The organism is Dinghuibacter silviterrae (assembly GCF_004366355.1).
Taxonomy (GTDB): Bacteria; Bacteroidota; Bacteroidia; order Chitinophagales; family Chitinophagaceae; genus Dinghuibacter; species Dinghuibacter silviterrae.
This window is the reverse complement of record NZ_SODV01000001.1, coordinates 394,964-407,455: the sequence shown is the minus strand read 5'-3', so window position 1 is coordinate 407,455 and position 12,492 is coordinate 394,964. Positions and strand designations below refer to the sequence as shown.

The 12,492-nt window shown below is 55.5% G+C and carries 9 protein-coding genes; 6 read left to right on the top strand and 3 right to left on the bottom strand.

Annotation, left to right across the window (positions count from 1 at the left end):
- Positions 1–191 precede the first annotated feature (191 nt).
- Positions 192–1,478, bottom strand: a complete 1,287-nt coding sequence (locus EDB95_RS01750; protein WP_133989964.1) for a UDP-N-acetylmuramoyl-tripeptide--D-alanyl-D-alanine ligase — start codon at positions 1,476–1,478, stop codon at positions 192–194.
- A gap of 86 nt (positions 1,479–1,564) precedes the next feature.
- Positions 1,565–3,103, bottom strand: coding sequence for an SUMF1/EgtB/PvdO family nonheme iron enzyme (locus EDB95_RS01745; RefSeq protein WP_133989962.1), 1,539 nt, complete (start codon positions 3,101–3,103; stop codon positions 1,565–1,567).
- Between the two features lie 171 nt (positions 3,104–3,274).
- Here EDB95_RS01745 and porU point away from each other — a divergent pair, with 171 nt between their 5' ends.
- The 6 genes from porU (at position 3,275) to EDB95_RS01715 (ending at position 11,287) form a co-directional block, all read left to right on the top strand.
- A complete protein-coding gene (porU, locus tag EDB95_RS01740) occupies positions 3,275–6,703 on the top strand; it encodes a type IX secretion system sortase PorU (protein ID WP_133989960.1) in 3,429 nt (1,142 codons plus the stop codon).
- An 83-nt stretch (positions 6,704–6,786) separates the two neighbouring features.
- Positions 6,787–7,956 carry a type IX secretion system outer membrane channel protein PorV gene (gene porV / locus EDB95_RS01735; RefSeq protein ID WP_133989958.1) on the top strand — a complete coding sequence of 390 codons (1,170 nt, stop codon included), beginning with the start codon at positions 6,787–6,789 and terminating at the stop codon, positions 7,954–7,956.
- A 75-nt stretch (positions 7,957–8,031) separates the two neighbouring features.
- Positions 8,032–8,514 carry a 2-C-methyl-D-erythritol 2,4-cyclodiphosphate synthase gene (ispF, locus tag EDB95_RS01730; RefSeq protein WP_133989956.1) on the top strand — a complete coding sequence of 161 codons (483 nt, stop codon included), beginning with the start codon at positions 8,032–8,034 and terminating at the stop codon, positions 8,512–8,514.
- A 110-nt stretch (positions 8,515–8,624) separates the two neighbouring features.
- Positions 8,625–9,068 (top strand): dUTP diphosphatase, encoded by a 444-nt coding sequence (dut, locus tag EDB95_RS01725; protein WP_133989954.1) that lies wholly within the window; start codon positions 8,625–8,627, stop codon positions 9,066–9,068.
- A gap of 10 nt (positions 9,069–9,078) precedes the next feature.
- Complete coding sequence (locus tag EDB95_RS01720; RefSeq protein WP_133989952.1) at positions 9,079–9,906, top strand: DUF4292 domain-containing protein; 828 nt, start codon at positions 9,079–9,081, stop codon at positions 9,904–9,906.
- Between the two features lie 52 nt (positions 9,907–9,958).
- Entirely contained in the window at positions 9,959–11,287 is a 1,329-nt protein-coding gene (locus tag EDB95_RS01715; protein WP_133989950.1) for a murein hydrolase activator EnvC family protein, read from the top strand.
- Between the two features lie 3 nt (positions 11,288–11,290).
- On the opposite strand, the gene bshA is transcribed toward EDB95_RS01715, so the two are convergent.
- Positions 11,291–12,424: an N-acetyl-alpha-D-glucosaminyl L-malate synthase BshA gene (bshA, locus tag EDB95_RS01710; RefSeq protein WP_133989948.1), complete on the bottom strand. Its 1,134-nt coding sequence runs from the start codon at positions 12,422–12,424 to the stop codon at positions 11,291–11,293.
- Between the last annotated feature and the right edge of the window lie 68 nt (positions 12,425–12,492).

Genomic DNA, 12,492 nt, shown 5'->3' with positions numbered 1-12,492 from the left:
TTTACACGGTTAAATGGAGAACGGCCTTGGTGTCTGGAGCTTTTCAGCAGGATAGGAAAAGTGGATCCTCCAAACAACTGGTGGTAGCAGGTTTTAAAGAAAGATGAAGATACAGGTATTTTTACGAATGTAACAAGACTTGCGCCAGATCATTTGTTAATGGGTCGTAAACAGGGGAATAAATATTCCGATTAGGATTCCAGGACATTTTCCATGGCGATCCCTCTGGAGCCTTTGATGAGGATGGTGGCGCCGTTGAAGGCTTGTTGCGCCAGCCAGGTGCGCGCTTCGTTGGTATCGCCAAGGAAGGCATAAGGATGGTTGACGTGCGCAAAGTCGCCACCAACAAGGGCTACAGCCTTCCATGGGTGACGGCCGATGAGGTCGACGAGGTGCTGGTGCTCCGTCACGCTGTCGGGGCCGAGCTCTTTCATACCGCCGAGCATGAGGACTTTGTCGGGTGCGTCCATGCGGGCGAAGTTGTCGATGGCGGCTGCCATGCTGGATGGATTTGCATTGTATGCGTCGAGGATGATGTGGTTGGTGCCTCTTTGCAACATCTGCGATCGGCTGTTCGTGGGTGTATATGCCTCAATCGCGGCAGTAATGTGTTCATCATGTACTTCAAAATATTTACCGACGGCGACCGCAGCGAGGACGTTGGGTAGGTTGTAATCCCCGACCAGCTTGGTTTTTATGAGGGGGATGCCGGCGCCATTGGTAATGCTTACTTCGAGGAAATCTCGGTTACGCGCGACCGTTCCCGTTAGGTCTTCACCGCCGATGGTGCCGTAGGTAAACCTGTGGGCTATTCCATTGCTCATCTCTCTCAGATAATCGTAGTCCCACATGATAAAGGCAGTGCGATCGTTTGCACGAAGGTGGTCATACAGTTCGCCTTTGCCTCGGCGTACACCTTCGAGGCTGCCGAAGCCTTCGAGGTGGGCCTTGCCGGTGTTGGTGATGAGGCCGTGGGTAGGGAGGGCATAGGTGCAGTAACCCGCGATTTCGCCGATATGGTTGGCCCCCATTTCGATGACCGCGAGCTCGGCATCGGGAGGGATCCTGAGCATGGTGAGGGGCACGCCGATGTGGTTGTTGAGATTCCCCTGGGTGGTGGATGTCTTATAGGTGGTCGACAGAACGGCGTGTATGAGCTCTTTGGTGGTCGTTTTTCCATTGCTGCCGGTGATGGCCAGGACGGGGATCCGGAGGTGCTCCCGGTGGTGTTTGGCGAGCTGCTGGAGGGTGTCCAGGACATCCGCTACCCGGATAAGCCTGGGGTCTTCGAACCCGGGGATGGTCTCGTCGACGACTGCGTACGATGCCCCATCCTCTAAGGCCTTTGGCGCCAAAAGGTTAGCATTGAAGTTGGGCCCCTTTAGGGCAAAGAAAAGGTCGCCCGCCACCAAACGACGGGTGTCGGTTTGGACGGACGGGTGGGCCTGGTACAGGGCGTACAACTCGGGGATGGTCATGGCGCGAAGATACAGGGCGTGGGGCGAAAAAAAAGCCGCCCGGGATCTCCGGGCGGCCAACATGCATTTTGCTCTATATTAATATATTACATTTTGCGGCTGTTCTGGCGGCGCTTGTCGAACCAGTTCCCTGTGCGGGAGCCGTTGCCTTCCTGGCTGCCGTAACGCGTCATGGCGCAGCGGAAACCGATGGTGCAATCGGAATGGTCTTCGTCAAGGAAACGGCGCGTGCCGGGAGAAAGATAATAAGCGCGGTCGTTCCAGCTACCCCCTTTGACGACGCGGCTGTGGTCGTTGATGAGGGTAGTTTTGCCGTAGTCGTAGAAGACTTGGGAAGAGGAGTCGCCGTCGAGCTCGTTGATCACGTTACCGCGTTGATAGTTGCGGCGGTTGTTGCTTTCGGAGTCGGTGACGTCGACCATCTTGATGCGGCCGAGGGAATCCCTTTCCGGTTTGCCGGTGGACATATCGACCTTCTGCCAGCGGTTACCGCGGTAGGGGTTGAAGTCGTCCATGTCTTCGGAAGAAAGCGGGCGGTAGACGTCGGCGCACCATTCGCTCACGTTGCCGGCCATGTTGTACAGGCCGAAACCGTTCGGGAGGAAGGATTTTACAGGAGCGGTAATGGGGGCACGGTCGTTCAGACCACCTGCGACACCCATGTTGTCACCCGAACCGCGTTTGAAGTTGGCAAGGAATTCACCCTGCATGCTGCCGTGGCGGGTATAACGGAGGCCGTTGACGTTTTCAGACCAGGGATAAACCTGTTTGTTGGCGACCAGTTCTTCACCCCTCTTACCCTTTTCTTTCTTGCGGGGTTGGGGGTTCTGGTTGACATACCCATAGGCGGCAAATTCCCATTCGGCTTCCGTCGGGAGACGGTAGTCGGGGAGGATCAGGCCGTCCTCGAAAGAGATATTGGTGGGGGTTTGCTTGGTGATGGGGTCTTTGAATTCCTTCATGTTTTTACCGGGGGTTGCCTGGTATTCACCGAGGAGGTAGGCCTTGGTGTTGAAGTTTTCCTGACCACCGCCTTGCATTTGTTTTTGGAGCTCGGCTTTTTTGTTGGTGAGGCCTTTTTCGAAAAGGATTTCTTCGTTGACCCGGTCGGTGCGCCACAGACAGAAGTCGTGGGCTTGTTTCCAGGTGACACCAACCACCGGATAGAAGTTATAAGCGGGGTGGCGGAAGTAATATTCTACATAGGGCTCGTTGTAGGCCAGGGCACTGCGCCAGCAAAGGGTGTCGGGCAGGGCGTGGTTGTAAACGGCCGTATCTTCCTGGAAAACGCGGCTGATCCAGAAAAGATATTCGCGGTAGTGTACGTTGGCGACTTCGGTTTCATCCATGTAGAAGGACGCTACGGTCACACGGCGGGGAACGTTGTTCCATTCACCCATGACGTCTTCCTGGGTGGCACCCATGGTAAAGGTACCGCCTTGTACAAAGACAAGACCCGGGCCAGTAGCCTGTTCTTTTGCTTTCGCAACCCTGAAGCCGTTACCTTGGGGATCGTTGTAAGTCCAGCCGGTGACAGAGGATTTGTCCTTCTTAGGAGCGCATGACACAACCAAGAGGGAGACGGATAGAAGCAAAACAGCGTTTTGCTTGAGCAGTTTTTGCATGTCGCTAGGATTTAGCATTGGATTTAACGAAGGTTTTTCAACAATATTGTACTGGATTTAACCCAATTTTAGGATTTATCTAAAACGGGTACACCCGCGAATATAGTTCAAATAAACCGTATTCGTTATAAATCTTTCCGTAAATAACGCTTTAGACGGATTTTTGTTGTCATGCGCTGGACAAAATGGGGCCGATGGGCTCGACTGACTGCTTTTGGGTGGGGGATATCGATGGCTTTGTTGGGGGTATCAAAGGCCTCCGGCCAGCGGATATACCGGGCGCATTCTATTTTATCCAGCGGGAACTGGTACAAATTGGGGGTCACGACACCGGGGATTTACCGGATAGACGCGTCGGTATTACAAAAGCTGGGCGTGGGCGCTCAGTCTTTACCGTCATCGGCCTTCCGGCTTTTTGGCAATGGGGGGGCCATGGTTCCGGAAGACAACAAAGCGTCCCGGGTGGATGACCTCCAGGAAGTGTCGATCGAGGTGGCGGACGGCGGAACAGGGGTGTTTGGGCCGGGAGCGTACCTTCTCTTCTACGCACCGGGTCCTCATAGTTGGACGGCGGATTCGGTGAACCGGACATTTCACCACATCAAAAACCTTTTTTCGGACACGGCGTATTATTTCCTGAGCGTGACCTTGCCCGGTGCAGGGGCGAGGGTGGGGGCCCAGGGTGTTCAAGGTGTACCCACCGTGCAGGTGACGACGTACGAAGACCACAACTTTCACGAACTGGATAGCCTGAACCTCCTGTCGAGCGGGAAGGCCTGGTATGGGGAACAAATGGCGGATATGCCGGGGAACAGCACGGAGCTGAACTTTGACGCCCTGGAGCCCGGTTTTGTAGCGGGCGCGAGTGCCAGCCTTACGACGGACTTTTTGTCGCGGAGCATCGGAAGCCCGGGTGTGGTTACCGTCAGGGTAAACGATTCGATCATCCAGACGCATACGATCCAGGCTACGTCCAATGGCGCTTACGATATTTTTGCCTATGAATCGACCCTGACCGGTCCGGTGCCGGAGAACCCCGACAGCCTGCACCTCCGTTTTGATTTTTCCTCCCCTGCCCTCGACGCCGAAGCCTGGCTGGGCTGGTGGGAATTGATCTTGCAGCGGCGCCTCGATTTCAACGGGGCGGGACAGTTCGGGTTCCGGGACTGGAACAGCGTAGGACCCCGGCAGGAAGCGGGTTTTACCATTACCGGCGCGGCACAGGGGGACGAGGTGTGGGACGTGACCAATGCGCAAATACCCTTGCGGATGCAGACGTCGTTGTCGGGCGGACAATTGGCTTTTGCGGACGATGCCACGCGGTTGAGGGAATACATGGCCTTTTCGCCCCAGGGCGCTTTTGTACCGCAGGCGTTGGGCGCGGTAGCGAACCAGGACCTCCATGGCAGCGGGGTAGAAGACCTGCTGATCGTGACACATCCGTCGCTCCTGGCACAGGCGCAAAGGCTGGCGGCGTTTCACCAGGCGCACGACAGCCTCCGGGTACAGGTGGTGACCACCCCGCAGGTTTTTAATGAATTTGCCTCCGGGTCTCCGGATCCAACGGCGATCCGGGACTTCGTAAAGATGTATTACGACCGGGCCGGGGGAGACACGACCAAACAACCGAGGTACCTGTTGTTGTTCGGAGACGGATCGTATGACTATAAACACCGGATACCGGGGAACGACAACCTGGTGCCTTGCTACGAAAGCGTAAACAGCCTGGACCCGCTCAATACCTACACGTCCGATGACTTCTTTGGTTTCCTGAAGGACGGAGACAACATCAACGATCCTACACAGGTCGACCTGCTGGACATCGGAATAGGGCGCGTGCCCGCGGCCACCCTCGCGGATGCGCAGCACTTCACGGACAAGGTGATGGCCTACAAGACCGGCCAGACGCTGGGCCCATGGCGGACGGAAGCGACGTTTGTGGCGGACGACGGAGACCAGAACCTTCACTTACAGGATGCGGAAAGCATTTCGGCCACGGCAGCACAGGCGGCGCCCCAGGATCATCTGGACAAGATCTACCTGGACGCCTATCCCGAACAGGCGACCTCGGGTGGCGGTCGTTACCCGGAAGTGGTGGAGGCGATCAACGAGGAAATGTACGAGGGTACGTTGTTCATGAATTACAACGGCCACGGCGGGGACACACGATTATCCAATGAGGACGTCCTGGATGCGTCGACAGTGGCGGCCTGGTCCAACGCCGCGCACCTGCCGCTGCTGATTACGGCGACGTGTAATTTCGCACCGTATGACGATCCGCAGATACAATCGCTGGGAGAAAGGGTGGTGTTGCAACCGCTTACGGGCGCCATCGCCTTGATGACGACGACCCGGGACGTGTTTGCCTTTTCGAACCTGATCATGAACACCAATTACATGCAGGCGGCCTTACAGACACAGGTGCGTATACCCAGCCTGGGTAACGCGGTCAGAACCGGGAAAAACAATACGTATCAAACGTACGCGGACGTCGTGAACAACCGAAAGTTTACGTTGATCGGCGATCCGGCGCTGACGCTGGCTTTTCCGAAGGTGTTTCCGGCGGGTCTTCAGGCGAACGGGCGTGCCGTGCGACAGGATACGCTAAAGGCGTTAAATAAATATACCCTTACCGGTCAGCTGCCGTCCATCTTCAGCGGGACGGCGTATGTGACGGTCTATGACAAACCGGTGGCGACAAAAACACGAGGGAACAATGCGGGGAGTCTCGTTACTACTTTTACCCAGTGGAACAGCATCCTGTATAAAGGGAAGGCGACGGTGACCGGGGGGAAGTTCCAGATTACTTTTGTGGTACCCAAAGACATCGACTATACTTTAGGTTTTGGAAAGATCCTCTACTATGCGGACAATGGGGCCACGGATGTGTGTGGATCGGATTCGATTCTGGTCGGCGGGACCGGGTCCGGGGTCGCCTTGAGTAGCACGGGTCCGGTGATCAAGGCGTATCTGAACGACAATCGGTTTGTCAACGGGTCGATCACCAACCAGAATCCGGTGTTGTTGCTCAACCTCTTTGATTCTCTTGGGATCAACACGACGGGTACGGGTGTCGGGCACGACCTGACCGCGGTCCTGGACGGAAATACCGCAAACCCGTACATACTGAACCGGTTTTATGAGGCCGCGACGAACAGCTACCAGAGCGGTACGGTTCAATTCCCTTTGCCGACCTTGACACCGGGTCTTCATACCCTGCTCATCCGGGCCTGGGACGTAGCCGATAACTCTTCGGAGGTTACCCTTACATTTGTGGTTGAAGGAGACACCAAATTGGTGCTTTCCCATGTTCTGAACTATCCCAATCCGTTTACCACCCATACCCAGTTCTGGTTCGAACACAACCACCCGGGAGAGTCCCTGGAGGTCATGGTCCGGGTGCTAACGGTCACTGGGAAAATAATAAAAACGATCAGGAAAACAATAATATCAACCGGAGACCGTTCTTCTGACCTGGAGTGGGACGGCCGCGATGATTTTGGTAATAAACTCGGTAAAGGAGTATATTTGTTCGAACTCCAGGTGCGGACGCCCAGTGGCCAGACGGCGAGTGCTATGAATAAGATGGTACTTTTGTAAAATTAAAATTATATATGCTTCCCTCAATGCCAGAAGATATGAAAAAAAATTTAATACCTCGCTTTTAAAAATCCATGTACTTGATGAACCAACGAATCAACCTGAAACTAATTGCCGCCTCGCTGATATCTGCTTGTACTGTTAGTGGTGTTTTTGCCCAAAACGGTGGGTTGCCCATCGTCACTACGGCAGTTCCAATGCTTCGCATTTCCGCAGACGCCCGTTCGGGCGGGATGGGGGACGCCAACCTGGCGATCGCCCCTGACGTGAACAGCATCTTTACGAACCAGTCGAAGATTCCCTTTATGGATAAAAAGGGGGGACTTGGACTGACCTACTCTCCCTGGCTCAAGGACATCGGGGTGACCGACGTATACCTTTTGTCCGCCGCCGGCTATTACAAGCTGGACGACAACCAGGCGCTGACGTCTTCTATCCGTTACTTTAACCTGGGCAATATCGAGTTCACAGATGCCTACGGCAACCCCCAGACCTCTCAAAATCCCCGGGAATTTGCCTGGGACCTGGGTTATGCACGCAAGCTGTCGGATAAAATGAGCCTGGGCATCGCGCTGAGGTACATCAATTCGAAGCTGGCAACGGGTGACCCGAACAATTCCGGTGTTCAGTACAAGGCGGGTACTTCCGTGGCGGGTGACATCACCTGGTACTACAACGGGGTAAAGGAAAACGAGGGCGGGTGGTCTTTTGCCGCCGCCATCACGAACCTGGGTAATAAGATATCCTACACCAACGACGCCCAGGCCAAGGACTATATCCCCGCCAACCTGGGTATCGGTGCTGCCTATACCAAGGTCTTCGACGAATACAACAAGATCACCTTCGACGTGGATATAAACAAGCTCCTGGTGCCCACACCCCCTTCCGACTTCACGGACAGCACCCTGATCCAGTACCGGAGCAAGAACATCGTCTCCAGCTGGTTCAGCTCCTTCGGGGACGCGGGTGGCTTCTCGAACGAGCTCAAGCTTCTGCAGATTTCGGGGGGCGCCGAATACTGGTACAACAGCCAGTTTGCGCTTCGCGCGGGGTATTACTACGAAGACAAATCCCAGGGCGATCTTCAATATTTCTCCTTGGGCATAGGCCTGAAGTACCAGGCTTTTGGGTTGAACTTCTCCTACCTGGTGCCTTCGGGCAGCGGTACGACCCGGAACCCGTTGAGCAATACCCTCCGGTTTGGGGTGTTGTTTGACCTTGGGCATTCGGAAAGCAGCTCCTCCAGCAACTAATTCTCTTGAAAACGATAGGAAAAGCCGCCCCCGAGGGCGGCTTTTTTTTTCCTAACATTGCACAAAACTTTCTGTATGTCGTTCAGGATTGGGTATGGCATTGACTTCCACCAATTGGTGGTGGGGAGGGACCTGTGGTTGGGGGGCGTGCTCGTGCCCGCGGACAAAGGGGCGCTGGGGCACAGCGACGCGGATGTATTGCTGCATGCCATTTGCGATGCCTTGTTGGGCGCCGCGGCTTTGGGGGACATCGGCACCCATTTCCCGGATACGTCGGCGGAGTTCAAGGGGATCGATTCAAAGATCCTGCTGGCCAGGAGCGTGGAGCTGATCGGGCGGGCGGGGTACCGCGTCGTCAATGTGGACAGCACCCTTTGCCTGGAGAAGCCCAAAATAAAGCCCTATGTCCCCCAAATGCAGGAGGTCATCGCCCGTATCCTCGGGCTCACCACGGGCGATGTTTCGGTAAAAGCCACGACCACCGAAAAAATGGGGTTCGTGGGTAGGGAGGAGGGGCTGGTGGCACACGCCGTGGTATTGCTGGAGCGGGTAAACTAAGGGCGCCACGGGCGCCCTGCCCGAAGGGCCATCATTAGCGGTGTTGGCGCAGCGGTCTAAATTGCCCGCTTAGGTCGCTGCGCCAACACAAATATCCTACATTTGCACCCATGCCAAACGTACACATCAAGATCATCAACAAGTCGGCCAATCCCCTGCCGGCTTACGCAACGAGCGGGTCCTCTGGGATGGACCTTCGGGCGGATCTTCCTGAGCCTTTTACCCTGGGCTCCCTGGAAAGGGCATTTGTTCCTACCGGTCTTTTTATCGAGTTGCCGGAGGGATACGAAGCCCAGGTAAGACCCCGGAGCGGTCTGGCGATCAAACAGGGGCTGACCTGTCTGAATACCCCGGGTACCATCGACGCGGACTATAGGGGCGAAATCAAGATCATCCTCATCAACCTGTCCAAAGAACCCCAGGTGATCAACCCGGGTGACCGCGTGGCCCAGATGGTCATCCAGCAGGTTGAACAAGTGACCTTGGTCGAGGTTGCGGAGATCGGCACCACCGAAAGAGGGGCCGGCGGGTTCGGGCATACGGGGCATCAATAAATTATATTAAATGCGTTATGTTGCGGTTTTGGCGGCGTTGGTTCTTGGCGCCAGCTTTTGGGCCGGTTGCCGGTCCACCAAAAAGATACAGCAGGTCATCAATAAAAAAGATACAACGGCGCTGGTGATCGTTCACAAAGACCAGGCGCCGGATTCCCTGGCGCATTTGTACAGCGTCCTTACGGGGATGTTTGGCCACCATATCGACTATACCACCTTCTCGGCAAAGGTCCGGGTGGATTATAGCAATGAGCAGGGCCACCAGCCTGATTTTACGGCATTCATCCACATGAAGAAAGACAGCATCATCTGGATCGACATCTCGGGCCCGCTGGGGATCGGCGGTTTCCGGGTGCTGATCACGAAGGATACGCTGCGCTATTATGACAAGCTGGCCAATACTTATACGGTGCGGCCGCTGTCCTATCTCCAGGACGTGGCCGAACTTCCGCTCGACCTGCCCAAGCTCCAGGACCTCATCGTCGGTAACCTGGTATTTTTTGACAGCACGCGCATCACGTCCTACCGGCAGGGCGCGGCGTCCATCTACCTGCTGAGTGCGGGGGATCAGTATAAAAACCTGGTGACGCTGGCCAACGGGGATTACCGGATCATGCATTCCAAGCTGGACGACGTAGACCCTACGCGTAACCGTACGGCGGACCTGACGTATGACGATTATGTGTCGCAGGGAGGGATCCTTTTCCCTACAACGAGGAGCATCAACCTTTCGGAGAAGTCCAGGGTGGATATCGAGCTCAACTTCAAGCAATTTGAATTCAACCTGCCGTTGACGTATCCCTTTAACGTGCCGAAAAAGTATAGGCGGATAAAGTGAGGCGGGGCAATAAACGGCGCCCGTATACCGTTTTTTTTAGTTAAATTGCCACATGCGCGTATTACCCTTTGTCCTACTCCTGTTGTGTGTCTGGCGGTGCATGCCCGTCGCGGCCCAGCAGTCCAGGACCGAACTTGAAAAGCAGCGCCAGGATATGCTCAGGGAGCTGGAAGAGGTGAACAATACGTACAACGAAATCAAGAAAAACAAGAAGGAAAGCCTGGGCCAGCTTAACCTGGTCCAGCAAAAAATCCGCCTGCGCAACCGCGAAATCGAAAACATCAACGCACAGATCCGCGCGGTCGACGACAGCCTTTTCTTTATTAACCGGGAGATCTACCGGCTCCGGGGAGACCTGGATACGCTGAAGGCCAATTACGCAAAGAGTCTTATTTATGCGTACAAGAACCGGAGCAGCTATGACTTTCTCAACTTTATTTTCTCCGCCACCAGTTTTAACGACGCCGTTCGCAGGGTGGAATACCTGAAGTCGTACCGGCAAAACCGGGAACAACAGGTCACGGAGATCCTGAAAACCGAAGGGTTGATTACCCACAAGGCCCGGGACTTCGCCAACGCCAAGGTGGCCAAGGGGGAGGTCTTGACAAACGACAGCAAGGCCCGGGCAAAACTCGAAGAGGAAAAACGGGAAAAGGACGAGGTCGTGGCCGGTCTGAAGTCGAAGGAAAAGGAATTGTCAAAAACGATCAGCAGGAAGCAAAGGGAATACAACCAATTGCAACTGGCAATCAAGACAGCCGTCCGGCACGAAATAGAAGTTGCCCAGAGGGAAGCGGCGGCCAAGGACGCCAGGGATCGTGCCGCCGCGAGTGCGGCCGCCGCCGCCAGGACGCCGGCCGCTCCGGCAAACAGGTCCAGTGCCATTCCGTCTGACGCGCCCACGGTGGAGAAACCCAAAAGCGTCCATACGAGCGTATTGCTGGGTAATGACGCGGAGATAAAACTGGCCTCCAGTTTTGTTACGAACCACGGGAGGTTACCGTGGCCTGTCTCGAAAGGATACGTCGTCGCGCATTATGGCAAAAACATCATCGAAGGCACCAAGCTGGATTATTTTAATCCGAGCCTGACCATCGGTGCGGAGGTGGGGACGCCGGTAAAAGCCGTGTTTGACGGGGTGGTATCTTCCGTTCCCGACGTGGCGGGGCATACGGTGGTCATCATCAAACACGGGAACTACTTCACTTCCTATTCCAACCTGTCCTCCGTATCGGTGGGAAAGGGAGACCAGGTTCATACGGGCCAGGTGATCGGGGCGGTGGCCGCCGATGATTCCGGAAACGGTCAGATCGACTTCAGCCTATTGAGGGATTTGAATTCGCTGGATCCCGAGCCGTGGTTGCGGCCAAACGCCCGCTAACCGTTAAGAGCGATTCCCGATAAATTGTTGGTACAACGCTTCGTACTGGGGCACGATGTTGTGGATGTCGAATTTTCGCGCCTGTGCTTTGGCTTGGGCGCTCATTTGTTTGTAAAGCGTGTCATCCTGCAATATCTGGATGGCGTGCCTGCTCATCGCCTCGACGTCGCCCACCCTGCCCATAAAACCGGTTTCCCCCTGGAGGATGATTTCCGGCAGGCCACCCACGTCCGTGGAGATGACGGGGACGCCCGCGGCCATGGCTTCGAGCGCGGACAGGCCGAAGCTCTCGTATTCGGAGGGAAGGACGAACAGGTCGGAGATGGCCAGGATGTCTTCCATTTGCTCCTGTTTGCCCACGAAACGGATGTCGTCACAAAACCCGGTTTCCCGGCATAAGGATTCGGCCATGTGCCGTTCCGGTCCGTCACCGACCATCAATAGCTTGGCGGGGAGCGCCCGGCGGACTTCGGCAAAGATGCGGATCACGTCCTCGACACGTTTGATCTTCCGGAAGTTCGAGGCGTGGAGTAGGATCTTCTCGCCTCCCGGGGCGATGACCTTGCGGAAAGCGTCGAAGGGCTTGCGCTGAAACCGTTTTACGTCGACAAAGTTGTGGATGACCTGTATCGGTTTGTTGATGGGGAAGGTCTTCAGGGTTTCTTCCCTGAGGTTGTCGGACACGGCGGTGATGGCGTCCGACTCGTTGATGGAAAAGGCAACCACCGGACCATAGGTCTGGTCCTTACCCACGAGGGTGATGTCGGTTCCGTGGAGGGTGGTAATAAAGGGGATCTTCCGGCCCTGGTTCTTCTCCAGGATCTTTTGGGCCATGTACGCCGCGGAGGCGTGAGGGATGGCATAGTGGACGTGTAAGAGGTCGAGGTTGTCGTTGAGCGTGACGTCCACCAGGGTAGAGGCCAGGGCCGATTCGTAGGGCGGATAGTCGAAAAGGGGATAGGTGGGTACGCGCACCTCGTGGTAGCAGATATTGGCGTTGAATCCACCCAGGCGGACCGGCTCCCGGTAGGTGATGAAGTGGACCGAGTGCCCTTTGTCGGCAAGGGCCTTGCCCAGCTCCGTGGCGAGTACACCGCTTCCTCCAAAAGTCGGATAACAGACTATCCCGATTCTCATTTGTTTTCGTTCTTTGCGGGAGTGAAGTTAGGGAGATTTAATTAGCTTAGCACAGCCGTTGGTGTAAC

What these genes read in the sequence shown, in the direction of transcription:
- EDB95_RS01750 (WP_133989964.1), bottom strand. Translation starts at nt 1,478, where the DNA reads ATGACCATCCCCGAGTTGTACGCCCTGTACCAGGCCCACCCGTCCGTC.
- EDB95_RS01745 (WP_133989962.1), bottom strand. Translation starts at nt 3,103, where the DNA reads ATGCAAAAACTGCTCAAGCAAAACGCTGTTTTGCTTCTATCCGTCTCC.
- porU (WP_133989960.1), top strand. Translation starts at nt 3,275, where the DNA reads ATGCGCTGGACAAAATGGGGCCGATGGGCTCGACTGACTGCTTTTGGG.
- porV (WP_133989958.1), top strand. Translation starts at nt 6,787, where the DNA reads ATGAACCAACGAATCAACCTGAAACTAATTGCCGCCTCGCTGATATCT.
- ispF (WP_133989956.1), top strand. Translation starts at nt 8,032, where the DNA reads ATGTCGTTCAGGATTGGGTATGGCATTGACTTCCACCAATTGGTGGTG.
- dut (WP_133989954.1), top strand. Translation starts at nt 8,625, where the DNA reads ATGCCAAACGTACACATCAAGATCATCAACAAGTCGGCCAATCCCCTG.
- EDB95_RS01720 (WP_133989952.1), top strand. Translation starts at nt 9,079, where the DNA reads ATGCGTTATGTTGCGGTTTTGGCGGCGTTGGTTCTTGGCGCCAGCTTT.
- EDB95_RS01715 (WP_133989950.1), top strand. Translation starts at nt 9,959, where the DNA reads ATGCGCGTATTACCCTTTGTCCTACTCCTGTTGTGTGTCTGGCGGTGC.
- bshA (WP_133989948.1), bottom strand. Translation starts at nt 12,424, where the DNA reads ATGAGAATCGGGATAGTCTGTTATCCGACTTTTGGAGGAAGCGGTGTA.